At 55.4% G+C, this 26,221-nt stretch carries 25 protein-coding genes; 9 read left to right on the top strand and 16 right to left on the bottom strand.

Annotated features, from left to right (window positions below):
* Positions 1-30 precede the first annotated feature (30 nt).
* Positions 31-1,047 (bottom strand): cell division protein ZipA, encoded by a 1,017-nt coding sequence (zipA, locus tag QMG90_RS06970; protein ID WP_283283143.1) that lies wholly within the window; start codon positions 1,045-1,047, stop codon positions 31-33.
* Positions 1,048-1,277: 230 nt separating this feature from the next.
* On the opposite strand from zipA, the gene cysZ reads away from it, so the two are divergent.
* The 5 genes from cysZ to crr all read left to right on the top strand — a co-directional run bounded on the left by cysZ (position 1,278) and on the right by crr (position 6,123).
* Positions 1,278-2,039: a sulfate transporter CysZ gene (gene cysZ, locus QMG90_RS06965; protein ID WP_283283142.1), complete on the top strand. Its 762-nt coding sequence runs from the start codon at positions 1,278-1,280 to the stop codon at positions 2,037-2,039.
* Between the two features lie 153 nt (positions 2,040-2,192).
* A complete protein-coding gene (gene cysK / locus QMG90_RS06960) occupies positions 2,193-3,164 on the top strand; it encodes a cysteine synthase A (RefSeq protein ID WP_283283141.1) in 972 nt (323 codons plus the stop codon).
* Positions 3,165-3,542: 378 nt separating this feature from the next.
* A complete protein-coding gene (gene ptsH, locus QMG90_RS06955) occupies positions 3,543-3,800 on the top strand; it encodes a phosphocarrier protein Hpr (protein WP_038156906.1) in 258 nt (85 codons plus the stop codon).
* A gap of 45 nt (positions 3,801-3,845) precedes the next feature.
* Positions 3,846-5,573, top strand: a complete 1,728-nt coding sequence (gene ptsI / locus QMG90_RS06950; protein ID WP_283283140.1) for a phosphoenolpyruvate-protein phosphotransferase PtsI — start codon at positions 3,846-3,848, stop codon at positions 5,571-5,573.
* A 40-nt stretch (positions 5,574-5,613) separates the two neighbouring features.
* On the top strand, positions 5,614-6,123 hold the full coding sequence (gene crr, locus QMG90_RS06945) for a PTS glucose transporter subunit IIA (protein ID WP_000522253.1): 510 nt from the start codon (positions 5,614-5,616) through the stop codon (positions 6,121-6,123).
* Positions 6,124-6,180: 57 nt separating this feature from the next.
* Here the strand turns inward: crr and pdxK are convergent, their stop codons facing one another.
* The 7 genes from pdxK to QMG90_RS06910 form a co-directional block, all read right to left on the bottom strand.
* On the bottom strand, positions 6,181-7,020 hold the full coding sequence (pdxK, locus tag QMG90_RS06940; protein ID WP_283283139.1) for a pyridoxine/pyridoxal/pyridoxamine kinase: 840 nt from the start codon (positions 7,018-7,020) through the stop codon (positions 6,181-6,183).
* 4 nt (positions 7,021-7,024) lie between these two features.
* The gene (gene cysM / locus QMG90_RS06935) at positions 7,025-7,936 is read right to left on the bottom strand and encodes a cysteine synthase CysM (protein ID WP_283283138.1); all 912 of its coding nucleotides are present in this window, start codon (positions 7,934-7,936) and stop codon (positions 7,025-7,027) included.
* Positions 7,937-8,049: 113 nt separating this feature from the next.
* Positions 8,050-9,144, bottom strand: coding sequence for a sulfate/thiosulfate ABC transporter ATP-binding protein CysA (gene cysA / locus QMG90_RS06930; protein ID WP_283283137.1), 1,095 nt, complete (start codon positions 9,142-9,144; stop codon positions 8,050-8,052).
* Complete coding sequence (gene cysW / locus QMG90_RS06925) at positions 9,134-10,009, bottom strand: sulfate/thiosulfate ABC transporter permease CysW (protein WP_283283136.1); 876 nt, start codon at positions 10,007-10,009, stop codon at positions 9,134-9,136. Before cysW ends, cysA begins: the two co-directional genes overlap by 11 nt.
* Complete coding sequence (gene cysT / locus QMG90_RS06920) at positions 10,009-10,842, bottom strand: sulfate/thiosulfate ABC transporter permease CysT (RefSeq protein WP_283283135.1); 834 nt, start codon at positions 10,840-10,842, stop codon at positions 10,009-10,011. Before cysT ends, cysW begins: the two co-directional genes overlap by 1 nt.
* Positions 10,842-11,861: a sulfate ABC transporter substrate-binding protein gene (locus QMG90_RS06915; RefSeq protein WP_283283134.1), complete on the bottom strand. Its 1,020-nt coding sequence runs from the start codon at positions 11,859-11,861 to the stop codon at positions 10,842-10,844. Before QMG90_RS06915 ends, cysT begins: the two co-directional genes overlap by 1 nt.
* Positions 11,862-11,986: 125 nt before the next feature.
* Positions 11,987-12,733, bottom strand: coding sequence for an alpha/beta fold hydrolase (locus QMG90_RS06910; protein WP_283283133.1), 747 nt, complete (start codon positions 12,731-12,733; stop codon positions 11,987-11,989).
* A 62-nt stretch (positions 12,734-12,795) separates the two neighbouring features.
* On the opposite strand from QMG90_RS06910, the gene nudI reads away from it, so the two are divergent.
* A complete protein-coding gene (nudI, locus tag QMG90_RS06905) occupies positions 12,796-13,221 on the top strand; it encodes a nucleoside triphosphatase NudI (protein ID WP_283283132.1) in 426 nt (141 codons plus the stop codon).
* Between the two features lie 38 nt (positions 13,222-13,259).
* On the opposite strand, the gene QMG90_RS06900 is transcribed toward nudI, so the two are convergent.
* From QMG90_RS06900 to QMG90_RS06885, 4 genes are all read right to left on the bottom strand, one after another.
* Entirely contained in the window at positions 13,260-14,159 is a 900-nt protein-coding gene (locus tag QMG90_RS06900) for a Dyp-type peroxidase (RefSeq protein ID WP_283283131.1), read from the bottom strand.
* 93 nt (positions 14,160-14,252) lie between these two features.
* Entirely contained in the window at positions 14,253-14,828 is a 576-nt protein-coding gene (locus QMG90_RS06895) for an RpoE-regulated lipoprotein (protein ID WP_283283130.1), read from the bottom strand.
* Between the two features lie 48 nt (positions 14,829-14,876).
* The gene (locus tag QMG90_RS06890) at positions 14,877-15,329 is read right to left on the bottom strand and encodes a DUF2919 domain-containing protein (protein WP_283283129.1); all 453 of its coding nucleotides are present in this window, start codon (positions 15,327-15,329) and stop codon (positions 14,877-14,879) included.
* The gene (locus QMG90_RS06885; RefSeq protein ID WP_049849540.1) at positions 15,316-15,741 is read right to left on the bottom strand and encodes a GNAT family acetyltransferase; all 426 of its coding nucleotides are present in this window, start codon (positions 15,739-15,741) and stop codon (positions 15,316-15,318) included. The genes QMG90_RS06890 and QMG90_RS06885 overlap by 14 nt, the downstream gene beginning before the upstream one ends.
* Positions 15,742-15,955: 214 nt before the next feature.
* Here QMG90_RS06885 and amiA point away from each other — a divergent pair, with 214 nt between their 5' ends.
* Both amiA and hemF read left to right on the top strand, forming a co-directional pair.
* A complete protein-coding gene (amiA, locus tag QMG90_RS06880; RefSeq protein ID WP_283283128.1) occupies positions 15,956-16,828 on the top strand; it encodes an N-acetylmuramoyl-L-alanine amidase AmiA in 873 nt (290 codons plus the stop codon).
* Complete coding sequence (hemF, locus tag QMG90_RS06875) at positions 16,828-17,727, top strand: oxygen-dependent coproporphyrinogen oxidase (protein ID WP_283283127.1); 900 nt, start codon at positions 16,828-16,830, stop codon at positions 17,725-17,727. The genes amiA and hemF overlap by 1 nt, the downstream gene beginning before the upstream one ends.
* Positions 17,728-17,736: 9 nt before the next feature.
* Here the strand turns inward: hemF and maeB are convergent, their stop codons facing one another.
* Positions 17,737-20,016, bottom strand: coding sequence for an NADP-dependent oxaloacetate-decarboxylating malate dehydrogenase (gene maeB, locus QMG90_RS06870; protein WP_283283126.1), 2,280 nt, complete (start codon positions 20,014-20,016; stop codon positions 17,737-17,739).
* A 247-nt stretch (positions 20,017-20,263) separates the two neighbouring features.
* On the opposite strand from maeB, the gene tkt reads away from it, so the two are divergent.
* On the top strand, positions 20,264-22,258 hold the full coding sequence (gene tkt, locus QMG90_RS06865) for a transketolase (protein ID WP_283283125.1): 1,995 nt from the start codon (positions 20,264-20,266) through the stop codon (positions 22,256-22,258).
* Here the strand turns inward: tkt and QMG90_RS06860 are convergent.
* The 3 genes from QMG90_RS06860 to aegA form a co-directional block, all read right to left on the bottom strand.
* On the bottom strand, positions 22,248-23,291 hold the full coding sequence (locus QMG90_RS06860) for a DUF1176 domain-containing protein (RefSeq protein ID WP_283283124.1): 1,044 nt from the start codon (positions 23,289-23,291) through the stop codon (positions 22,248-22,250). The genes tkt and QMG90_RS06860 overlap by 11 nt on opposite strands.
* Positions 23,292-23,420: 129 nt before the next feature.
* Positions 23,421-23,996: a GDP-mannose pyrophosphatase NudK gene (nudK, locus tag QMG90_RS06855; protein WP_283283123.1), complete on the bottom strand. Its 576-nt coding sequence runs from the start codon at positions 23,994-23,996 to the stop codon at positions 23,421-23,423.
* A gap of 58 nt (positions 23,997-24,054) precedes the next feature.
* On the bottom strand, positions 24,055-26,037 hold the full coding sequence (aegA, locus tag QMG90_RS06850) for a formate-dependent uric acid utilization protein AegA (protein ID WP_283283122.1): 1,983 nt from the start codon (positions 26,035-26,037) through the stop codon (positions 24,055-24,057).
* Positions 26,038-26,221 lie beyond the last annotated feature (184 nt).

Here is a 26,221-nt window from a genome sequence, read left to right as displayed (position 1 = left end):
GGTTCAGGAGATATTACGAAACACCAGCGATCAGGCGTTGGCGTCTCTGACTTCGCGAATGCGATCCTGATACTCGCGCAGTTTTTGCGGGGTCATCATCCGGCGCTGGTCGTCCAGCACCACGCCGCCGACTTCGTCCGCGATGTACTGTGCGGATTGCAGCATCAGCTTAAAGTTTTGCAGTTCGTCACCATAAGACGGCACCTGCATGAAGATGGTGATCCCCGGGGTTGCCATGTCGACCATGCTTTCCGGATCAAACGTTCCCGGTTTTACCATGTTCGCCAGGCTGAAGAGTGCCGGGCCGCTGCCATCCGGGCTGAGATGGCGATGGAAGATATTCATATCGCCAAATTTAAAGCCAGCCTGTTGAATGCTGTTAAGGAGCAGTTCGCCGTTGATCTGCGAGCCATGATGCGCCGCAACGTTCATCACGATCACCGCTTCTTTGCGCTCTTTCTTCTCAGGTTCAGGCGCCGGAGCAGGTGCCGCTTCTTCCACTACCTGCGGTTCAGGCGCGGGGGCTGGCTGTGCAGGTTCGACCGTAGCCGGTTCTGGCTGCTGCTGTGCGGGTTGTTGTGGCGGTGGTGGCGCGACAGGCTCAAACTGCAGTTGCTGCTGCGCAGGCTGATGCGGTTGCACTGGCTGCTGCGCATGAGGCTGCTGAGCAGGCTGAGACTGAGGACGCGGGGCAGAGTGCGATTGCGGTGGCTGGTGCGCCGACGGCTCCTGGCGAGCCGGTTGAACCTGACGCTCGTAGGGCGGCTGGTACTGGTGTTGCGGCGACTGACGAGACGCGTCTTTCTCCCCGTGCGGTGCATTCTGGGCAGGAGTCACCCGGTGAACGCGCACTTCACCTACACCTTCGTCATCAAAGCCGTCATCGTCAGACTCATCGTCATCACGCTGCGACTTCATGCGTTTCAGCGGGCGATCGCGGAACATGGAAGAACGTTCTTTGCGACTGGTCCAGAAACCGTGAACCAGCAGTGCAAGTATGGCGATCGCGCCAACTATGATTAATATCAGACGCAAATCCTGCATCATTATATTCTCTGTTGTTCTAACACCTTGCCACCACGGCAAACATTTACTCACTAAGAGTATTTGCCGTTGACCTCAAGTGCAAGTGCATGGGTGGATTTCCCCCCATAAAGATGAACTAAATCGTGCTTTTTGCTGCTTTTTCGAACATTTCTGAACTGGTTATTCACGGACAACCCGATAAGATAGATGGGCATTTCATCAGGCTGTTATAAAAGGAGCATCACCTGACCATGGTTTCATCTTCTGCAACTGCCCCGCGTAGCGGTGTCTATTACTTTTCCCAGGGCTGGAAACTGATCCGTTTACCGGGCATCCGCCGTTTCGTGATCCTGCCGTTGCTGGTCAACATTGTGCTGATGGGAAGCGCATTCTGGTGGCTGTTTACTCAGCTCGACAACTGGATCCCGTCGCTGATGAGCCGTGTGCCTGACTGGCTGCAATGGCTGAGCTATCTGCTGTGGCCAGTCGCCATCATTTCCGTGTTGCTGGTGTTCGGTTATTTCTTTTCAACGATTGCCAACTGGATTGCCGCCCCGTTCAGCGGCCTGCTGGCCGAACAGCTTGAAGCGCGGCTGACCGGCGCGACGCCGCCCGATGTCGGCGTTTTCGGCATCATGAAGGATATCCCGCGCATTTTGAAACGCGAATGGCAGAAACTGGCATGGTATCTGCCACGCGCTGTAGTGCTGCTGATCCTCTATTTTATTCCGGGTATCGGCCAGACTGTGGCGCCGGTGCTATGGTTCCTGTTCAGCGCCTGGATGATGGCGATTCAGTATTGCGATTATCCGTTCGACAACCATAAAGTGCCTTTCGCCACCATGCGCGAATCGCTGCGCACCCGTAAAACCATCAACATGCAGTTTGGCGCGCTGACCAGTCTGTTCACCATGATCCCGGTGCTCAACCTGGTGATCCTGCCGGTTGCCATCTGCGGCGCCACTGCCATGTGGGTCGACTGCTACCGCGACCAACACGCGATGTGGAAATAATCTGAAAAACCGGGTGGCTTATGCCACCCTTATTCCATACCGATCATCTTTATTTCACATCAGCATATAGATATGCGAAATCCGTACTTCCGCATATTCCCTGAGCAGGTATGCTGAGGGCGGTTCCCAATTTCAAACAGTTAAGGACGGGCTATGAGCAAGATTTTTGAAGATAATTCGCTGACAATCGGTCATACGCCGCTGGTTCGACTGAACCGAATCGGTAACGGACGCATTCTCGCGAAGGTAGAATCCCGTAACCCAAGCTTTAGCGTCAAATGCCGTATCGGTGCCAATATGATTTGGGATGCCGAAAAGCGTGGCGTACTTAAGCCTGGCGTCGAGCTGGTTGAGCCGACAAGCGGTAACACCGGGATTGCGCTGGCCTACGTTGCCGCTGCTCGCGGTTACAAGCTGACGCTGACCATGCCGGAAACGATGAGTATTGAACGCCGTAAGCTGCTTAAAGCGCTCGGCGCTAATCTGGTGCTGACGGAAGGCGCGAAAGGCATGAAAGGCGCTATCCAGAAAGCAGAAGAAATTGTTGCCAGCGATCCAGAAAAATATCTGCTGCTGCAGCAATTCAGCAACCCGGCCAACCCGGAAATTCACGAGAAAACCACCGGCCCGGAAATCTGGGAAGACACTGATGGCCAGATCGATGTGTTTATCTCAGGCGTAGGCACCGGCGGTACGCTGACGGGCGTCACCCGCTACATCAAAGGTACGAAAGGCAAGACCGACCTGATTACCGTCGCGGTTGAGCCGGCTGATTCACCGGTCATCGCGCAGGCGCTGGCGGGCGAAGAAATCAAACCCGGCCCGCACAAAATCCAGGGTATCGGCGCGGGCTTCATTCCGGGTAATCTGGATCTGAAGCTTATCGACAAAGTCGTCGCCATCACCAACGAAGAAGCCATTTCCACAGCGCGTCAGTTGATGGAAGAAGAAGGTATTCTGGCAGGGATCTCTTCCGGGGCAGCGGTTGCGGCGGCGCTGAAGCTGCAGGAAGATGAAACCTTTACCAATAAGAATATTGTGGTTATCCTACCGTCTTCGGGTGAGCGTTATCTGAGCACCGCACTGTTCGCCGATCTCTTCACTGAGAAAGAACTGCAACAGTGATGCCAGGTTGACGATGCTGCGTAAAAAAGCACCCGGTCGGGTGCTTTTTTGTGGCGTACTTCAAATTTTTACCCCCCCTGCCATTGCTTCACCTCGTCGGGTCTGGTATTTAACCATCACATTTATTTTGAAGCGCGAAATTATTCATTACACGTTTTCCGCTTGCTGAATCGATTTTATGATTTGGTTCAAGTCCTGCTTTCGCGGCATAATGTTTAATGACGAACTAAACGTCAGTGGCCAGAAGTGCCCGTCAGGATTGCGTATAATTTTCAGAGTCGCGATCGAAAACGCCGGCGCTAACAATACAGGCTAAAGTCAAGCCGCCAGGCTAGACTTTAGTTCCACAACACTAAACCTATAAGTTGGGGAAATATAATGTTCCAGCAAGAAGTTACTATTACCGCTCCGAACGGTCTGCACACCCGCCCTGCTGCTCAGTTTGTTAAAGAAGCGAAAGGCTTCACCTCTGAGATCACTGTGACCTCCAACGGCAAAAGCGCCAGCGCAAAAAGCCTGTTCAAACTACAAACTCTGGGTCTGACCCAGGGCACTGTTGTTACTATCGCCGCAGAAGGTGACGACGAGCAAAAAGCTGTACAGCATCTGGTAAAACTGATGGCGGAACTCGAGTAAGTTCTGGAGTTCTTTTAAATATCAGTCACAAGTAAAGGTAGGGTTATGATTTCAGGCATTTTAGCATCCCCGGGTATTGCTTTCGGCAAAGCACTTCTGCTGAAAGAAGACGAAATCGTCATTGACCGGAAAAAGATTTCTGCCGACAAGGCTGACCAGGAAGTTGAGCGTTTTCTGAACGGGCGTGCTAAGGCATCTGCGCAACTGGAAGCGATCAAGACAAAAGCTGGTGAAACTTTCGGTGAAGAAAAAGAAGCCATCTTCGAAGGGCATATCATGCTGCTCGAAGATGAGGAGCTGGAGCAGGAAATCATAGCCCTGATTAAAGATAAACACATGACTGCTGATGCAGCGGCTCATGAAGTTATTGAAGGTCAGGCTACTGCGCTGGAAGAACTCGATGACGAATACCTGAAAGAACGTGCGGCTGACGTACGTGACATCGGTAAACGCCTGCTGCGCAACATTCTCGGTCTGGCTATCATTGACCTGAGCGCGATTCAGAATGAAGTCATTCTGGTCGCAGCTGACCTTACCCCGTCTGAAACCGCACAGCTGAACCTGAAAAAGGTGCTGGGTTTCATCACTGATGCCGGTGGCCGTACCTCGCATACCTCTATCATGGCGCGTTCTCTGGAACTGCCTGCCATCGTGGGTACCGGCAGCGTCACCGCTCAGGTGAAAAACAACGATTATCTGATTCTGGATGCCGTAAACAACAAGGTTTACGTCAACCCTACTAACGAAGAGATCGACAAACTGCGCGCCGTTCAGGAGCAAGTCGCGACTGAAAAAGCCGAACTGGCGAAACTGAAAGATCTGCCGGCCATTACGCTGGATGGTCATCAGGTTGAAGTTTGTGCCAATATCGGCACCGTGCGTGACGTCGAAGGCGCAGAGCGCAACGGCGCGGAAGGCGTGGGTCTGTATCGTACTGAATTCCTGTTCATGGACCGTGACGCGCTGCCGACCGAAGAAGAGCAGTTTGCCGCCTACAAAGCCGTTGCTGAAGCCTGTGGCTCGCAAGCGGTTATCGTCCGTACCATGGACATCGGCGGTGATAAAGAACTGCCGTACATGAATTTCCCGAAAGAAGAAAACCCGTTCCTGGGCTGGCGTGCCGTGCGTATCGCCATGGATCGTAAAGAGATCCTGCGTGACCAGGTTCGCGCTATTCTCCGCGCGTCCGCTTTCGGAAAACTGCGCATTATGTTCCCGATGATCATCTCTGTTGAAGAAGTGCGCGCACTGAAGAAAGAGATCGAGATTTACAAACAGGAACTGCGTGACGAGAGTAAAGCCTTTGACGAAAGCATTGAGATCGGCGTGATGGTGGAAACCCCCGCAGCGGCGACCATTGCGCGTCATCTGGCCAAAGAAGTTGACTTCTTTAGTATTGGTACCAATGATTTAACACAGTACACTCTGGCAGTTGACCGTGGTAATGATATGATTTCACATCTCTACCAGCCGATGTCACCGTCCGTACTGAACTTGATCAAGCAAGTTATTGATGCTTCTCATGCAGAAGGTAAATGGACCGGCATGTGTGGTGAGCTTGCAGGCGACGAACGTGCTACACTTCTGTTGCTGGGTATGGGTCTGGACGAATTCTCTATGAGCGCCATTTCCATCCCGCGCATTAAGAAGATTATTCGGAACACGAACTTCGAAGATGCGAAGGTGTTAGCAGAGCAGGCTCTTGCTCAACCGACAACGGACGAGTTAATGACGCTGGTTAACAAGTTCATTGAAGAAAAAACAATCTGCTAATCCACGAGATGCGGCCCAATTTACTGCTTAGGAGAAGATCATGGGTTTGTTCGATAAACTGAAATCTCTGGTTTCTGATGACAAAAAAGACACCGGAACCATTGAGATTGTTGCACCGCTCTCTGGCGAAATCGTCAACATCGAAGATGTGCCGGATGTTGTTTTTGCTGAGAAAATCGTTGGTGATGGCATTGCTATCAAACCAACTGGCAACAAGATGGTTGCGCCTGTAGACGGCACCATCGGCAAAATTTTTGAAACCAACCATGCGTTTTCTATTGAATCTGATAGCGGCATTGAGCTGTTCGTCCACTTCGGTATCGATACCGTTGAACTGAAAGGCGAAGGCTTCAAGCGTATTGCTGAAGAAGGTCAGCGCGTGAAAGTTGGCGATCCGGTTATCGAATTCGATCTGCCGCTGCTGGAAGAAAAAGCCAAATCAACCCTGACGCCGGTTGTGATCTCTAACATGGATGAGATCAAAGAGCTGATCAAACTGTCCGGTAGCGTAACCGTGGGCGAAACGCCGGTTATCCGCATCAAGAAATAAGTTTTTGCTTCTTGCTGCACAGCAATAAAAATGGCGCCTTCGGGCGCCATTTTCGTTTCAGAGAGCCGGTAAAATCAGTTCGTCGTAGCCCTTTTCCAGGGTGTAGCGCATTACATCCACTACCCTGTCGCCCGCAGCCTGTACGGCCTCTGCCAGCGTCTTTCCCTGCACGATGTTGCTCACCAGTTCCGAACAGAACAGATCACCCGTGCCTTTAAGCTCAGCCGCCACGCGCGGGTAATGACTCACCGCAACACCGCTGGCCGATACCATTACGACATGAATGCGATCACTGCCGTCGTTAACCGGCGCGCTGGTGATGGCAACCCATTTCAGCGTGTCAGACAACAGTCCTTTGGCCGCCGCAATGGCAGAATCGAGATCCCGACACGGCTTGCCGGTTAATACTTCCAGTTCGAACACGTTTGGCGTAATGCCCTGCGCCAGCGGCAACAGCAACTCACGATAAGCATCAGGCAGTTCGGGTTTGACGTATATCCCGCTGTCGGTATCGCCAATCACCGGGTCGACCATAATCAGCAGATGCGGGTGCTTCTCCCGCTGCGCGGCCAGCCACTTTGCCAGAATCGCTATCTGGCTGGCTGTGCCCATATAACCCGTCGTGACCGCCTGCAGATGACGTAGCGCATCGCGCTCGTCCAGCGCCGCCAGATAGCCGCTGAACCACTCATCCGGGATCACCCCGCCATAAAAGGTATCGTAATGCGGCGTATTGCTGAACAGCACCGTTGGTACCGCCAGCACATTCAACTGATGCAGCTTAATGTTCGGTACGGCGACGCTGTTACCGACACTGCCATAAACCACCTGAGACTGCACGGCGACAATATCTGCCTGCTGCGCGCGGGTCTTGTCGCGAAATAAAATCATTTCCATGAGTCTAAATACCTGCCCCCTGGCTGTAGCTTTCTTCTCCGAATACGCCGGTGGAAAGGTAGCGATCGCCACGATCGCAAATAATCGCTACCACCACCGCACCGGGATGTGCTGTCGCTACTCTCAGCGCCCCGGCGACCGCGCCGCCTGAACTGACGCCGCAGAAGATCCCTTCGCGTACCGCCAGCTCGCGCATGGTATTTTCCGCTTCCCGTTGGTGAATATCCAGTACCTGGTCCACAAGTGCGGCATTGAAGATGCCCGGCATATAGGCTTGTGGCCAGCGGCGGATCCCCGGAATGCTGCTCCCCTCTTCCGGTTGCAGGCCGACAATGGTGACGGGTTTTGCCTGCTCGCGTAGAAAACGTGAAACACCGGTGATGGTGCCGGTCGTGCCCATGCTGGAAACAAAATGGCTGATACGGCCACCGGTTTGTTGCCAGATTTCCGGCCCGGTAGTGGTGTAATGCGCGTAAGGATTATCAGGATTGTTGAACTGATCCAGCAACTTACCTTCGCCGCGATCGGCCATCGCCTGCGCCAGATCACGGGCACCTTCCATGCCCTGCGCCTTTGACACCAGAATCAGCTCGGCGCCATAGGCGCGCATCGCGGCACGACGCTCCTGGCTCATGTTGTCCGGCATCAGCAATTTCATGCGATAGCCTTTCAGGGCGGCAATCATCGCCAGCGCAATGCCGGTATTGCCACTGGTCGCTTCGATCAGCACATCGCCGGGCTTAATCTCGCCACGCTTTTCCGCCTCAACGATCATTGACAACGCGGCGCGGTCTTTTACCGACCCTGCCGGGTTGTTACCTTCCAGTTTGACCCAAATTTCGCTGCCGTTGTCCGGCCCCATCCGCTGCAGTCTGACCAGAGGGGTATTGCCGATGGTGTGTTCTAATGTATTCAAAAGCGCTATCCAATAAAAAGCCCGGTGGCGCTTCGCTTACCGGGCCTACAGAAATCATATTGTAGGCCGGGTAAGCGCAGCGCCACCCGGCAAAACCACGTAGACCTAACCTATCAGGCGGATTCAGCCAGAGCAAGATCCGCGCGATTTTCGATGCGATCGTTGCCGTTATACAAACGGGCATTTTGCAGACCGACGAACAGGCGATCGCCGCGCTGCGGGACCTCATCGTCCTGCATCACCACCGTCAGCGGATCCGGATACCAGCCGAGCGGCTGTACCACCAGTTGGATGTAGTGCCCTTTTGGGCTGGCTTCCAGTACATGGACCGGCAGCGGCGAATCAAGATTCGTACGACGGCTGATGTCAATCTCCCAGGGGCGCAGGAACAGGTCCACCGGTCCCTGATGTGCTGGCGTGTAACCCAGCGGCCAGCGATGCGCGCCGACGTGGAACTGCCCGCCGCGCACGATGCCTTTCAGGCGATTGACCTCGCCCATAAACTCCAGCACGAAACGGGTCGCCGGCTCGCGCCAGACCTGATCCGGCACATCGACCTGTTCGATATTTCCCTGACTCATCACCACCACCCGGTTAGCCACTTCCAGCGCCTCTTCCTGATCGTGGGTAACGAATACACTGGTGAATTTCAGCTCTTCGTGCAACTGACGCAGCCAGCGACGCAACTCTTTACGCACCTGTGCATCCAGCGCGCCAAAAGGCTCGTCGAGCAGCAGAATTTGCGGTTCCACCGCCAGCGCACGAGCCAGCGCCACACGCTGCTTTTGCCCGCCGGAAAGCTGAGCCGGATACCGATCCGCCAGATGCGACAGCTGTACCATCTCCAGCAATTTGCTCACTTTGGCTTTGATCGTCGCCGCATTCGGGCGCTCGCGACGCGGCAGCACTGTCAGACCGAACGCGATATTGTCGAATACCGTCATGTGGCGGAACAACGCGTAATGCTGGAAGACAAATCCTACTTTGCGGTCGCGCGCATGCAGACGGCTGACATCGGTACCGTGAAAACGGATCTGCCCGCTGGTCTGGTGCTCCAGCCCGGCAATAATACGCAGCAGCGTGGTCTTGCCGGAGCCGGACGGCCCGAGCAGCGCCACCATCTGACCCGACGGAATATCGAGGGAGATATCATTCAGCACCTGGGTGCGACCAAAAGATTTTTTAATACTGGCAATCTCAATGCTCATGATGTTTCTCCTGTTGCGCGCGCTTTTCCTGATTTTCCAGGCGCCACTGCAACACACTCTTCAAAAACAGGGTCAAAATAGCCATCAACGTCAGCAGGGCCGCGGCGGTAAATGAGCCGACCGTGTTGTAATCCTGCTCTAATAATTCAATCTGCAGCGGCAGCGACAGCGTTTCACCGCGAATCGAACCGGAAACCACCGACACTGCGCCAAACTCACCGATAGCACGCGCGTTGGTCAGCACCACGCCGTACAGCAGCGCCCAGCGGATGTTCGGCAGCGTCACACGACGGAACATCTGCCAGCCGGACGCGCCCAGCAGCACCGCGGCTTCGTCTTCGTTACTGCCCTGGCTCAGCATCACCGGCACCAGCTCACGCACTACAAACGGACAGGTGACAAAAATGGTCGCCAGCGCCATACCCGGCCAGGCAAACATGATCTGCAGATTATGTTCGTCAAGCCAGCCGCCCAGCGGACCGTTGGAGCCGTAAAACAGCAGATAGACCAGCCCCGCCACCACCGGCGACACGGCAAACGGGATGTCCAGTAACGTCAGCAGTAACTGGCGACCAGGAAAGTTAAAGCGCGTCACCAGCCAGGCCAGCAGCGTGCCAAACACCAGGTTGAACGGTACGGTGATCAGCGCGATCAGCACTGTCAGCCAGATGGCATGCAGCATGTCCGGGTCGGCCAGATTCTGCAGCACCGGCATCAGCCCTTTGCTGAATGCCTGCACAAAGATATAAATCATCGGCACCAGCAGAATGAGGGCCGAAACCAACACGCCAGTGCCAATCAGGAACCATTTCCCCCAGTTGATGCGAGGGGTGTCATAGCGTTTCAATTGCGTAACTTCCGCCATTAGTGACCTACCACGCGTTGACCAAAACGACTTTGCAGGGTGTTGATGGAAAACAGCAGCAGCAGCGAGGCGCCGAGGATCACCGACGCAATCGCACTCGCCGCCGGATAGTCAAACTCCTGCAAGCGGACAAAAATCATCAGCGAGGTGACTTCTGTCTTCCATGCGATATTCCCGGCGATAAAAATCACCGCGCCAAACTCACCGAGGCTGCGAGTGAACGACAATGCCACCCCCGCCAGCAACGCCGGTGAAAGCTCTGGCAATACCACTTTGCGAAAACTCTGCAGACGCGTGGCGCCCAGCGTTTCCGCAGCTTCTTCGTATTCGGGCCCCAGATCTTCCAGCACCGGTTGTACGGTACGTACCACAAAGGGAATGCTGGTAAACGCCATCGCCACCGCGATGCCGAGCCAGGTGTAGGTCACTTTGATATCAAACGTCGCCAGCCATTGACCGTAAAAACCGTTAACAGAGAACAGCGAGGCCAGCGTCAGACCCGCCACGGCTGTTGGTAATGCAAATGGCAGATCCATCAGCGCATCCAGCAGTGTACGGCCCGGAAAGCGGTAGCGGGTTAAAATCCACGCCATCAGCAAACCAAACACACCGTTAAACAGCGAAGCGACAAACGCCGACAGCAGCGTGACCTTATAAGCCGCGACCACCTGCGGATTGGTGATGACTTCCCAGTACTGCGCCCAGCTCATCTGCGCCAGCTGCATCACCAGCGCGCTCAGCGGCAACAGCAGGATCAGGCAGACATACAGCAGACTGGTGCCAAGGCTTAAAGTAAAGCCCGGCAGCACACGCCGGGATGAGACTGCAAACATTACTTACGCCCCGCCGCCAGCAATTTGTCCAGCTCGCCGCCGCTGGCAAAATGGGTTTTCATCACCTCAGGCCAGGCACCAAACTGGTCTTCCACGCGGAAAAGTTCAGTCTGCGGGAATTTATCTTTCAGCTTGCTCATCACTTCCGGGTTATTCACACGGTAGTAATAATCAGTAATGATGGTCTGCGCCTGCGGGCTGTAGAGCCAGTTCAGGTAGGCTTTTGCCGCTTTCTCTGTGCCGTTGGCTTTGACGTTTTTATCTACCCACGCTACCGGGAACTCGGCCAGGATATTTACTTTCGGCACCACAACTTCAAAACCCTGTGCTTCATACTGCTTACGGATGTTGTTCACTTCGGATTCGAAGGTGATCAGCACATCGCCCAACCCACGTTCAACGAACGTCGTCGTCGCGCCACGACCGCCGGTATCAAACACTTCCACGTTTTTCAGGAATTGGGTCATAAACTGTTCAGTTTTGGCTTTGTCGCCGCCGTCCGCTTTGTTCGCCGCACCCCACGCGGCCAGATACGTATAACGCGCGTTACCGGAGGTTTTCGGGTTCGGGAAAATCAGCTTCACATCCGGGCGTACCAGATCGTTCCAGTCATGGATGTTCTTCGGGTTGCCTTTGCGCACCAGGAACGCCATGGTGGAGTAGAACGGTGAGCTGTTGTTCGGCAAACGGGTCTGCCAGTCGGCCGGGATCAGCTTGCCTTTGTCGTGCAGGATCTGCACGTCAGTCACCTGGTTATAAGTTACAACGTCTGCTTTTAAGCCCTGCAGAATCGCCAGCGCCTGTTTCGAAGATCCCGCATGGGATTGTTTGATAGTCAGCTTGTCGCCGCCATTATCTTTCGCCCACTGCTGTTCAAACGGCGGGTTGAGGGCCGCAAACAGCTCGCGTGAAACATCATAGGAGCTGTTGAGCAGTTCCGTCGCCTGCGCCTGTGCTGCCAGCAGCACCAACGCGCCCAGCGCCAGATATCCTTTTTTCAGTGATTTAACAACGACCATTGCGCACCCTTATCGAAATGTGACGACACTATGATCATCATATTTATAACCAGGGTTAAAGCTGTAACGGTTTTATATACCGTTTGGTGATTTAGAAGTTGAAAAGAGAATAAGGGACATAAGTTTTAACGACAAAACGCAGTCAGCGCCGCAGCAAGCGCTGTCGGGTTTTCCCATGACATCGAATGCCCGCATTCCGGCAATACCACCGTGGAGACGCCGAGTGCGTCGAGGCGAGAGAAATCGTCATCCGGCAGGGAGTGTTCGCCGAAAATCAGCTGTTTTGGTTTTGGCAAATCGACAAACCGGGTAAACCAGTCGCTGCCTGCCACCAGGCTCGCCGCGCCGCGCCATACGGCCCAGGGGGCATCGACCGCCAGGCTTCCGGCCCAGGGGCTGTCATCCTGCGCCACAAGTTGCTGGCAGATAACCTCAACAAATTCCGCTTCGCTGTAGCTGCAGATCTGACGGCTAAAGAAACCGCCGCCAGGGTGAAAATTCGGTTCCGAGACGACCAGGCCTGCCACTTTGTCACCGAGCAGCGCCGCCGCTTCAATGCTGATGCTTCCCCCCATGCTGTGGCCATACAGAAAACAGCTTTCCAGCCCCAGATGCGCTACCAGTTCAGCCACTACGCAGGCCTGCTCAGTAATGGAATAGTGGTAATCCTGCGGTTTTTCACTGTATCCGCAGCCCGGCAAATCAAGCAGGATTGCCCTTCTGCCACCAAACGCCTTGTCCACCACCACGCGAGGGTATTCGCATGACGAGGCGCATCCCAGACCATGCACAAAAACCAGCGGAACGCCGCTGCCGGGAAGATCCTGCCAGCGAACACGACAATTTGCGGTCGGAGAAAAGAAAGAATCCATATTTGTATCCTGCCTGGTGGTATAACAAGAGATAACTCAACAAGATGACATACGGGGAAAGTATGCGCCAACGAATTATTGTTTGTCCGATTATTGAAAATAATGGTGAGTATTTGCTGTGCCAGATGGCGGCCGATCGCGGTGTGTTTCCCGGTCAGTGGGCGCTGTCAGGCGGAGGGACGGAACCGGGCGAGACGATAGAAGAGGCGCTGCGCCGCGAAATCCGCGAAGAGCTGGGCGACGCACTGGAGATTACTCACATTACGCCGTGGACCTTCCGCGATGACGTGCGAATCAAAACTTACGCCGATGGCAGTAAAGAAGAGATCTATATGGTGTACCTGATGTTTGACTGCGTCAGCCGCAACCGTGAGGTGACATTTAATGAAGAATTTCAGGCAATCGCGTGGGTGAAACCGGAAGAGCTTGCTAACTACGACCTTAACGTCGCCACGCGGCAGACGTTTCAGGATAAGGGATGGTTGTAACAGTAAAAGGGGCTGCCAGACCGGCAACCCCTTCGTATTTACAGCGCCAGCAGTCGGTCTAACGACGGGGCGAAATAGTAGCCGCCAGTCACCGGTTTGGTGAAACGCAACATCGCGTCGCGCTTGCCATCGGTATCGCCAAACATGCTCAGCAACTGCTGTTCGATGTTATACAGCCGCGCGCAGTAGGCGCAGAAGTACAGGCCATGTGTGCCGCTGGCGGTGCCGTACGGCAGGCTCTGACGGACAATTTTCAGTCCTTTACCATCTTCTTTGAGATCCACACGAGTCAGGTGCGACGTCACCGGGCGGTCATCGCCATCAATCTCTTCATTGGCTTCTTTGGTGCGGCCAATCATCATTTCCTGATCGTGAATGCTCATGCGGTTCAGTTGCTTGAGATTATGCTCCCAACGCTGAACAAACACGTAGCTGCCGCCCGCATCAATGCCGTCGTTGATGACGGCTACTTCACGACGCGTCTCTTCGCCCGCCGGGTTTTCCGTGCCGTCGATAAAGCCGCTCAGATCGCGCTCTTCAACCCAGCGGAAGCCGTGAATTTCTTCTTTCACGTCGATGGCGTCGCCAAACGCCGCGACAGCAGCCTGCGCAACAGAGAAATTCACGTCATGACGCAGGGAAAGAATGTGGATCAGCACGTCATATTGCGTCGCCGGTGCCAGCCCTTTACCGTAAGGGATGAAATCTTTCAGCTCTTCAGCACCCACGCCGCCGCTGAGCGTACGCCAGGTATCATGACCAAAGGCGACAACCGCACCGAGATGCGCATCAGGAAATTTAGCCTGAAAGGTCGCCAGTTGATCTGCAAACCGTTTGCTGCTCTCGCGCAGGGCGTCGACATCCCCTTTTACGTTGGCTTCAATCCAAATCGCCGCGCGGCAATGTTCCGGCAAAATGCCGCTCTGAACCTGAGACATCGCTCCTCCTGAAATAAAGATGCCACGACAGCGTGGCATTGTTTGCGGCTATTGTACCTGTTTTTGCAGTCCAGGCGGATCGATCAGATCAATTTAACGACGCCAGATAATTTTGCTGACTTTCCAGTTTTTCAGCGTGTCGTCAGACGGCATTAAATCCTCCGGGCCGCTCCACTCACCGCTAAAGAGATAGCTGATATGCAGGCTGCCTTTGGCTTTACATTCGACGCCTGCGCTGTCATCACCGGTCGCTTTCTGGCAGTTACCGTAGGCTTTATCAAACACCTCGCCGAATGGCGTCCCGACGTTAACCCCCTCTGCCGACGCGATGCCGCTGTCCTGGACATCGATGCGGCTGACAGTGCCGGATTCGCCGTTGATCACCAGCGCCACCTTGTCATCTTTCAGCGCTTCAAAATAACGCACGATGCCGCCATTGGCGGTTTTCATACCGCTGCGTACGCGGTAGTCGCCATCGAGCGCCTCATTGACGGCGTTTTCATCCAGCGGTGTTGCCGCTGTCAGTTTACCGACGCCCTGCTCCGTCACCGCCGTTGAAGAACCGAACCAGTTCCACGGGTAAGCCGCCGACCAGTTCACTGAGCCGAGCGTAGAGCAGCCGGTCAGCGCCAGGGGAAATACACAGAGCAGTAAACGTAATGATTTCATTCACAAATCCTTTCTTGTCGATTCAACGTCAGTTGGAGTTCGTATACGTTAAAAAGTGCCGTTAGCAGCAAAACAGGCGCGTAAACGGCGGCTGGAAAGCAGCCACCACAGCGCAAAACCATCGAGGATCACCAGCGTCAGGCCAACACCGGACAACGCGTCGCCCTGCCACCACAGCAGCGGTTGCCAGAGCAGCAGCGCCAGTTGGGCAAGAATCAACAGCCCGTAGATCCCCCGCCAAAGCCGGGGAAACTGATGGCGGCGACCGCTGAGCAGAAAGGCGAGTACCGCAGGAATGCCGGGCAGAAGCCCCAGCCAGAAATTGTCATGGTCAGGGTAGAACAGGTTCAGCAGCGTATCGCCCTGCTGGCGCGACGCCCCGGCCATCACGAACAACACCCAGGTGCGCGCCTGGAGAAGCAGAATGCCCCAGTACAACACCGGCAGCCGCAGACGACCGTGGCTGTCGTAATCGGAGGGCAGAAAATCAATACTCTTCATCTTCAATCAGGCGCTTACCCAGAACCTCCACGTCGCCGTGCTCATACCCGAGACGCTCATACATTCCCAGCACCATGTCGTTATCGTCGCGTACCAGGATCTGAATCTTCGGGCAACCGCGGGCAATGAGTTTTTTCTCAAGGCGATTCAGCAGCGCGTTGGCGATACCACGACCGCGATATTCCGGGTGCACGCCGAGGTAATAGGCCGAACCACGATGGCCGTCATACCCCCCCATAATACTGCCCACCACTTCGCCATTCACTTCGGCGACCAGAAACAGGCTGACGTCGTGATTCACTTTACGTTCGATATCCATTTCAGGATCGTTCCACGGACGCAGGAGATCGCAGCGCTCCCACAGGGTGATGACCTCTTCGAAATCTTCCTGGCGAAAAACCCGTATCTCCATGGTTTTACCTGCCCTTTTATGGTCTAAAAACTGTGATTATGGCGCGAACCGCCGAATCAGCCAATATCCAACGCCAGCCGCGCAAAAAAATGGCATAATAGGCCGTTTGTCACGTATTGAAATGAAAAGTAAAACAATTCTCATTATGAACAGTCGTAACGGAATACGCGATACGATATAACATCAGGACTATTATTTTCACAACTCAGGCAGCATGAGCACTTTTAAACCTTTAAAAACACTCGCTTCGCGCCGCCAGGTGCTGAAAGCCGGGCTGGCCGCATTAACGTTATCAGGGATCGCCAACGCCGTCGCCGCGAAAGAAGCACCACTGAAAACCAGCAACAGTCACAGTAAACCCGCCGCCAAAAAAGCCGGATCAAAGCGCGTTGTCGTGCTTGATCCCGGTCATGGCGGCATTGATACCGGCGCTATCGGGCATAATGGCTCAAAAGAGAAGCATGTCGTACTGGCGATTGCCAAAAACGTGCGTTCTATCCTGCTCAAAAATGGCATTGATGCCCGTTTAACGCGTACCGGCGACACGTTCATTCCGCTTTATGATCGCGTTGAGATTGCCCATAAACACGGTGCGGATCTGTTTATGTCGATCCATGCCGACGGTTTTACCAACCCCAGCGCGGCCGGAGCGTCGGTGTTCGCCCTGTCCAACCGCGGCGCGAGTAGCGCGATGGCGAAATACCTTTCCGAGCGTGAGAACGCCGTTGACCAGCTGGCGGGCAAAAAAGCACTTGATAAGGATCACCTGTTGCAGCAAGTGCTGTTCGATCTGGTGCAAACCGATACGATTAAAAACAGCCTGACGCTCGGCTCGCATATACTGAAGAAGATTAAGCCAGTACACCGGTTGCACAGCCGCAACACGGAACAGGCGGCCTTTGTGGTGCTGAAATCCCCCTCTGTGCCGTCGGTGCTGGTAGAAACCTCATTCATCACCAATCCGAATGAAGAAAAGTTGCTGGGCACCACGGCGTTTCGCCAGAAGATTGCTAATGCCATTGCGTCAGGCATCATCAGCTATTTTCACTGGTTTGATAACCAGAAAGCCCATGTGAAGAGACGATAATGAAACCAGACGCCCAACAGGTAAAAACCGTTCTGCTGACGTTGCAGGACACGCTCTGTCAACAGCTTTCAGCCACAGACGGCAGCGGGTTTACTGAAGATCTCTGGCAGCGCGCCGCGGGCGGCGGCGGTCGCAGCCGCGTGTTGCGTAACGGCGGCGTGTTCGAGCAGGCTGGCGTCAATTTCTCTCATGTTCATGGCGACGCGATGCCCGCTTCCGCCACCGCGCATCGTCCTGAACTTGCCGGACGCAGCTTTGAGGCGATGGGCGTGTCGCTGGTTATCCATCCGTATAATCCGTACGTCCCCACCAGCCATGCCAACGTGCGCTTTTTCATCGCCGAGAAACCAGGCGCGGATCCGGTCTGGTGGTTCGGCGGCGGTTTCGATCTGACACCCTTTTACGGTTTCGACGAAGACGCCGTTCACTGGCACACTACCGCCCGCGATCTCTGTCTGCCGTTTGGCGACGAGGTCTATCCGCGCTACAAAAAGTGGTGCGACGACTATTTCTGGCTGAAGCATCGCGATGAACAACGCGGTATCGGCGGACTGTTTTTTGACGATCTCAATACGCCGGATTTCGACCACTGCTTTGCGTTTATGCAGGCGGTTGGCAACGGGTTTACCGACGCGTATCTGCCCATTGTTGAACGTCGTAAAGCGATGCCTTTTGGCGAACGTGAACGTGAGTTCCAGCTCTACCGCCGTGGGCGCTACGTTGAATTTAATCTGGTGTGGGACAGAGGTACGCTGTTTGGTTTGCAGACCGGCGGCCGCACGGAATCGATTTTAATGTCGATGCCGCCGCTGGTGCGTTGGGAGTACAACTATGAACCCGAAAAAGGCAGCCCGGAGGCTGCCTTAAGTGAGTTTCTGAAAGTTCGCGACTGGATCTGACACCGCGAATTACAGCGGCTGGGTCTGCGCTTCCACCACCGCCAGCGCCACCATATTCACGATACGGCGAACCGAGGCAATCGGCGTCAGCACATGCACCGGTTTCGCCACGCCCATCAGTACCGGCCCGACGGTCACCCCTTCTGAACTGGAGACGCGTAACAGGTTATAACTGATACGCGCCGCTTCCATGTTTGGCATCACCAGAATATTGGCGGAGCCTTTCAGCGGGCTGTCCGGCATACGCTCGTTGCGGATGCTCTCGACCAGCGCCGCATCGCCATGCATTTCGCCGTCGATCATCAGATCCGGCGCCCGTTCGCGCACCAGCGCCAGCGTTTTACGCATTTTCAGCGATGCCGGGCAATCTGAGGTACCGAAGTTCGAGTGCGACAACAGCGCCACACGCGGTTCAATACCAAAGCGACGCACGGTTTCCGCCGCCATCAGCGCGATTTCAGCCAGTTGTTCCGGCGTTGGATCGTCGTTGACGTAGGTGTCGGCAATGAAGGTATTGCCGCTTGGCAGCAACAGCGCGTTCATTGCCCCCGCGGTGTGGATCCCGTCACGATAGCCAAACAGCTGTTGGATCACGCTGAAGTGCTCGTGATAATCCCCGATAGTGCCGCAGATCAGCGAATCAGCTTCGCCACGTAATACCATCAGCGCGCCAATCACAGTGCTGTTGCTGATCACCACGCGTTGCGCCTGCTCCTGCGAAACGCCGCGGCGCTTCATGAGCTGGTAATACTCGCTCCAGTACTCTTTAAAGCGCGGGTCAGACTCGTTGTTGACGATCTCAAAATCAACACCCGGTTTGATCTGCAGACCGAGTTTCTGAATGCGCATTTCGATCACACTCGGGCGGCCGATGAGGATCGGTTTCGCCAGACCGAGAGTGATCAGCTCCTGCGTGGCATGCAGTACGCGGCTGTCTTCCCCTTCCGCCAGCACCACGCGTTTCGGATCTTTGCGCGCCAGCGAGAAAATCGGCTTCATAAAGAGGTTAGTTTTGTAGACAAATTCGCTGAGCTTATCGACGTAAACATCGAAGTCCGCAATCGGACGTGTTGCCACGCCGGAATCCATCGCCGCTTTCGCCACCGCCGGTGCGATTTTGACAATCAGACGCGGGTCGAACGGTTTCGGGATCAGGTATTCCGGGCCGAAGCTCAGATCCTGGTCTGCATACGCTGACGCCACTACTTCACTCTGCTCGGCATGGGCCAGATCGGCGATAGCATGAACTGCCGCCAGCTTCATCTCTTCGTTGATCGCCGTGGCGCCAACGTCCAGTGCACCACGGAAAATGAACGGGAAGCACAGCACGTTGTTCACCTGGTTCGGGTAATCAGAACGGCCGGTGCAGATAATGGCGTCTGGACGGACTTCTTTCGCCAGATGCGGCAGGATTTCCGGCTCCGGGTTTGCCAGCGCCAGGATCAGCGGTGCACGGGCCATTTTCTTGACCATTTCCGGCGTCAGTACGCGCGGACCCGAACAACCGAGGAAAATGTCCGCATTTTCGATAACGTCGTCGAGGGTACGTTTACCGTTATCTTCCACCGCATAAGCCGCTTTGGTTTCAGCCATATTCGGTTCGCGGTTCTTGTAAATCACGCCTTTGGAATCGCAGACCACAATGTTGTGTTTCTGCATACCCAGCGCCACCAGCAGGTTCATACAGGCGATCGCCGCGGCGCCAGCGCCGGATACCACCATGCGAACGTCAGAGAGTTTTTTCTCGACCACACGCAGGCCGTTAAGAATGGCGGCGGTGCTGATGATCGCGGTTCCGTGCTGATCATCATGGAAAACCGGAATATTCATGCGCTCGCGCAATTTCTGCTCGATATAAAAACATTCTGGCGCTTTGATGTCTTCGAGGTTAATCCCGCCAAAGGTGGGTTCGAGGGCGGCAACAACGTTAATAAACTTGTCAGGATCCAGCTCATCGACTTCGATATCGAAGACGTCGATACCGGCAAATTTCTTGAACAGGACACCCTTTCCTTCCATGACCGGCTTGCCCGCGAGCGCGCCGATGTTACCGAGTCCCAGGACGGCCGTGCCGTTGGACACGACTGCAACCAGATTGCCGCGCGCTGTATATTTGTAGGCCTTCAGCGGATCTTTTTCGATTTCCAGACACGGTGCTGCCACACCCGGCGAATAAGCCAGCGCCAGATCGCGCTGCGTGGCGAGGGGTTTGGTCGGTGAGACCTGAATTTTCCCCGGAACCGGAAACTCGTGGAAATCAAGGGCACTTTGTTTCAACTGGTCATCCATTAGATTTTCCTTTCACGTATCGTTTTCTTGGTTGGAAATGCGCTGTTTCGTCTCCTCGACTGACGCCCGAGTATCTCTCCTGCCGGATTCGTAAACTTTGATGGCCGCCATACTTGTTGAAAGAAACGTTTGCTTGTTATTAATTTTGATTATCTATGTTACCGGGTCTCAGCCGCATTGCCAGCCCCGTCTGCTATGCTTTTTGTCTGGTTTACCGCTAATTTAAACCAAAGCGACGGAGTGAATTATGTCCCGAAGAGAGCTTGCAAACGCGATTCGCGCCTTAAGTATGGATGCCGTCCAGAAGGCCAATTCCGGCCACCCGGGCGCACCGATGGGCATGGCAGATATCGCCGAAGTCCTGTGGAACGACTTTCTCAAACACAATCCCACCGATCCCCACTGGTACGACCGTGACCGCTTTATTCTTTCCAATGGCCACGCCTCAATGCTGTTGTACAGTCTGCTGCATCTGACCGGTTATGACCTGCCGATGGAAGAGCTGAAAAATTTCCGCCAGTTGCATTCAAAAACACCGGGCCACCCGGAGCTGGGTTATACACCGGGCGTGGAAACCACCACCGGTCCGCTCGGCCAGGGGCTGGCGAACGCCGTCGGGCTGGCTATCGCCGAACGCACACTGGCGGCGCAGTTTAACCGTCCGGGTCATGACATTGTCGATCACTACACCTGGGTCTTTATGGGCGATGGTTGCCTGATGGAAGGCATTTCCCATGAAGTCAGTTCCCTCGCCGGTACGCTGGGGTTGGGTAAGCTTATCGGCTTTTACGACAGCAACGGCATTTCGATCGATGGCGAAACCAAAGGCTGGTTTACCGACGACACGGCAAAACGTTTTGAGGCTTATCACTGGCATGTGGTCAACGATGTGGACGGCCACGATCCGGAGGCGGTAAAAAAAGCAATTCTGGAAGCGCAGAGCGTGAAAGATAAGCCTTCGCTGATTATCTGCCGGACCGTCATCGGTTTTGGCGCGCCGAATAAAGCCGGTAAAGAAGAGGCGCACGGCGCGGCGCTCGGTGAGGAAGAGGTAGCGCTGGCGCGGCAGAAACTGGGCTGGAAATACCCGGCGTTTGAAATTCCTAAAGAGATCTATCAGGGCTGGAACGCACAGGAAAAAGGCGAAAAAGCCCAGCAGGCGTGGAAAGAGAAACTGGCCGCTTACGAAAAAGCATATCCGGAACTGGCTGCGGAATTTACACGCCGCATGAGTGGCGGACTGCCGGAAAACTGGTCGCAAACGGTGCAGACGTACATTGAGAAGATGCAATCGGAACCGGCAAAAATCGCCAGTCGTAAAGCGTCGCAAAACGCCCTTAACACCTACGGCCCGCTGCTACCGGAACTGCTTGGTGGCTCGGCGGACCTGGCGCCCAGCAACCTGACCATCTGGAAAAATTCCGTCTCGCTGAAGGACGATCCCGCCGGCAACTACATCCACTACGGCGTACGCGAATTCGGAATGACGGCTATCGCCAACGGCATCGCTCATCACGGTGGTTTTGTCCCGTATACCGCGACGTTCCTGATGTTCGTTGAATATGCCCGTAACGCCGCCCGCATGGCTGCACTGATGAAAGCGCGGCAGATTATGGTGTATACCCATGACTCCATCGGACTCGGCGAAGATGGCCCGACGCACCAGGCGGTGGAACAACTCGCCAGCCTGCGCATGACACCGAATTTCAGCACCTGGCGCCCCTGTGATCAGGTTGAAACGGCGGTGGCCTGGAAAGCGGCGGTGGAACGACACGACGGTCCCACGGCGCTGATCCTGTCGCGGCAAAACCTTACCCAGATGGAACGCACGCCGGAACAGGTGCAGGACATTGCGCGTGGCGGCTATGTGCTGAAAGATGCTGGCGGCAAGCCAGACATCATTCTGATTGCCACGGGTTCGGAAGTGGAGATCACTGTGCTGGCGGCTGAAAAACTGCGTGCCGAAGGGGTGAATGTGCGCGTGGTGTCGCTCCCCTCAACCAACGTGTTTGACGCGCAGGACGAGGCGTATCGTGAGTCGGTATTGCCGTCAAACGTCAGCGCCCGTGTTGCGGTCGAGGCGGGGATTGTCGATTACTGGTATAAATATGTCGGCCTGAAAGGTGCGATTGTCGGCATGACGGGGTATGGCGAATCGGCACCCGCCGACAAGCTCTTCCCCTTCTTCGGCTTTACCGTAGAAAACGTGATCGCGAAAGCGAAAAAAGTGCTTAACGGGTGATCCACAGCGTGGGCCAGGCATCTGGCCCCTGCCACTCATCACATTCGGGCTGTTCGGCATAGCGGACCAGACGAAAACGCTGGCCATCATAGCGCCAGCGTGTCGTCACGCCGCAGTCGCCCAGCCCGCGTGCCTTATCCAGCGTCACCAGTTCACGGCTTTTAATATCAAACGAGGCGTTGACCAGTTCAACGTCGCGCGTCTCGCTGGCGGGCTGGAACGGCAGACGCAACCGGACCGGTTGCGAAGCAAAGGGTTTCTGGCGGGAGACGAACCACGCGCGGTAAATGGTGTTATAAGCGCCGGATTCACAGCTTAACATCATCAGCGCTTTGTCATCGGTCAGCGCCGTTACCCACACTTCACGCCGCATCGGGTCAAGCGAGCACTGGCTGTTGTTCATTCGCCAGCTACCGTAATCCATCAGATCATTACTCTCTTCACGCGTGAGCGGCGTCGGTGTGGGGTTCACCACCGCCACGCTCTTCAGCGCAGGCGCGGGCGGTACGCTGAGCGGCGGATCGTCACCCTTGCGGATCCAGGCGGTTTCGCTGCCCACGCGCTTTTGTTGACTGTCGATAAACAGCAGCGCGGCTTTCAGCCCCTGCAGAGAGATGGCCTGCAGGCCTTTATCCAGCGTGATCGCCTGCCCGTCCTGCACATGCTGCAGAAAAGCGTTAATAGCGGCGCTATCGCCGGTAGTGAGTTGCCAGGGCGTCATTTGCCAGTGTTCGCCGCCCGGTTTGAGCGGTTTACCGTCGAGCATGAGTCGGGAGGCAATGGCAGACACCGTGGCGGGCGGTTCGTCGAGCCCGCCCAGTTCGATACGCAGCGTCGCGTCAGTGCGCGCCCCTGCACTGCGGCTCAGGGTCATGACCAGCCCGTGGTGTAATCCGATATTGCGCGTCACGCAGAAATTCTGGTTATTGCAGGTCACCTGCCAGTCGGTAAATACCTGCTGCGCCGGCGCCGCCCACGTCAATGACGTCGGCAGCAGACCGAAGAACAAAAAGAGGAAAACGTGATGACGCATGGACGGCACGACCCCAGGAGAAAAAAGCATCAACAGACAGAGACAGTATCTTCACTGGCGAAGCGGTAGCACTCAATCGGATTTATCGGATAGATCCGTGCAAAAACAGGGTTGTTTTCAGTATAAAAATCAATACATTAGAGATGAATTTTGTAAATATTGCAGCAGAATCACCGCTTTACCATCGCGAATTTCGCCGCTCCTCACCATCTGCAATGCCTGGGCAAACGGAATTTCCAGCACTTCAATGGCTTCGTCTTCAACACCACCACCGGCATTCGCCCGCAGGCCTTCGTGATATTCCGCAATGTAGAAATGGATCAGCTCCGTCACGCCGCCAGGCGACATATACAGCTCAAACAGCTTCTGCACCTCACCCACGGCAAAACCGGTCTCTTCGACAGCCTCTTTGCGAATGCAGACTTCCGGCTCGTCATCGTCCAGCAGGCCCGCGCAGGTTTCAATCAGCATGCCGTCTTCGTTGCCATTCACCCATGTGGCAACGCGAAACTGGCGCACCAGTACCACGGTTTGCTTTTCACGGTTATAGAGCAGGATGGTCGCGCCATTACCGCGATCGTACACCTCGCGTTTATGCCGTACGGTTTCGCCATGCGCCGGGGTTAATTCGTAAGTGATATTGCGCAGAATGAAATAATTTTCAGAAAGGATTTTATCTTTGATGACATTAATGGTGAGCGACATAAGGGTTCCACAGCGATAACAGGTATTACCAATACTACGCCGTGGAACCCCTTTGTCGTCAATGCACCTGAGAGAATTTCACCTCCAGCCAGTCGAGGATGCCACGCGCCGCGTGACGCCCCTCCGCCATGGCTGTCACCACCAGATCAGCGCCGCGAACCGCATCGCCACCGGCGAAAATTTTCGGATTAGTCGTCTGATAGGGATAACGACTTTCAACATTTGCCGCAATGCGGCCCCAGTCATCAACCTGCACGCCCTGCCGTTCCAGCCACGGCATACCGTGCGGATGAAAACCAAACGCCATGATCACCGCATCGGCGGGCATCACAAACTCGCTGCCGTCGATGGGCACCGGGCGACGACGCCCTTTGGCGTCCGGCTCACCCATGCGGGTACGCAGCAGTTTAACGCCGCACACCTGCCCGTCGTCGTCCAGTTCGAGCGTCACTGGCTGAACGTTAAATTCAAATTCCGCCCCCTCTTCGCGGGCGTTTTTCACCTCTTTTTTCGAGCCAGGCATATTGGCTTCATCGCGGCGGTAGGCGCAGGTCACTTTACTGGCGCCGTGACGCAACGCGGTACGCACGCAGTCCATCGCCGTGTCGCCCCCGCCCAGCACGACGACATTCAACCCAGCGGTGTTGATGTACGGTTCGTCCGGTAGCGCCTCAAGGCCCATCACCCGTTTGGTGTTGGCGATCAGGAACGGCAGCGCGTCATACACGCCGGGCGCGTCTTCGTTTGGCAGATCCGCTTTCATTGAGCGGTAGGTGCCCGCGCCGACGAACACGGCGTCGTAGTCGTCCAGCAACGTCTGCAGCGGGATGTCATGACCAATTTCGCAGTTCAGCTCAAAGCGCACGCCCATCTGGCTGAAAATCTCGCGGCGGCGGGCCAGCAGGGATTTGTCGAGTTTGAAGGCCGGAATGCCAAAAGTCAGCAGCCCGCCGATTTCCGGGTGGCGATCGAACACCACCGGTTCGACGCCGTGACGCACCAGCAGATCGGCACAGGCCAGTCCCGCCGGTCCCGCGCCGATAATCGCCACCCGCTTGCCCGTCGCGGTGACGTGGGAAAGGTCGGGCCGCCAGCCTTTCGCCAGCGCCTGATCGGAAATGTAACGTTCGATGTTGCCAACCGATACCGCGCCATACGTATCACGCAGCGTACAGGCACCTTCACAGAGCCGGTCCTGCGGGCAGACACGCCCGGTAATCTCCGGCAGACAGTTGGTCTGGTGAGACAGCACCACCGCGCCGTCGATATCACCGGCTTTCACCCGCTCAACCCACTGGGGAATATGGTTATGCAGCGGGCAGGTCCATTCGCAGACGCTGTGCTCGCCGCATTTCAGGCAGCGCTGCGCCGCCTGCCGGGCCTGTTCCGCGCGAAACGGCAGGTAGATTTCGGAAAAACCGGTTTTGCGCGACGCCAGGTCGAGTTTGTCCGGCTCAAAACGGGCGGCTGTTTTCGCCATTTTTTCAGCGAGTGTGACGCAAGCAACTGCGGGCGTTACGGGCGCATCGGCATGCCAGGCCTGCGTTTCCTGACGCGCCGCCCGCAAACGACGCTGGCGTGAGAGTGTGGTCAGTGCGTCATCGCTGAAGATCTGTAGGGCATTCGCCGGGCAATTCTCTACGCAGGCTGGACCGTTTTCGCGATCAATACAGAGATCGCACTTGTGCGCGCTGGCTTTCACTTTGCCGGCAGCGACCGGTGTCACCACCATTTGCATCGTGCCGAACGGGCAGGCCACCACGCAGGATTTACAGCCGATGCACTTTTCCTGATTCACCTGCACGCTGTCATTGCGCAGGCTGATGGCGCCATTCGGGCAGCTACGCGCGCAGGGCGCGTCTTCACAATGATGGCAAGTGACCGCACTGCGCTGTGTGTCATTTTTTACCACGGTGATCCGCGGCTGGAAGCGCGCCGTCGCCAGGACGTGCGCTTCACCGTTATGCGCCATGACGCAGGCTACTTCACATGCGCGGCATCCAATGCATTTTTGGCTGTCCGCCACAATAAATCGGTTCATAGTATCCCTGACATTTACCCTTCACCTGATAAGGCTATTGTATTAACCGACGATGGCAGGGCCGGCAATGTTCATTTGCCCATAAAAGGGCATTAATTCCCGGTTACCTGTGGCAGATCAAAAAATTTCCGCTGCAATGAAACTACGTTTCATTCACCATGCTACAAGGGGTTTCCGTGGAGAA

Source organism: Trabulsiella odontotermitis, assembly GCF_030053895.1.
GTDB classification, from domain to species: Bacteria; Pseudomonadota; Gammaproteobacteria; order Enterobacterales; family Enterobacteriaceae; genus Trabulsiella; species Trabulsiella odontotermitis_C.
This window is presented reverse-complemented; position numbering and strand designations above follow the sequence as displayed.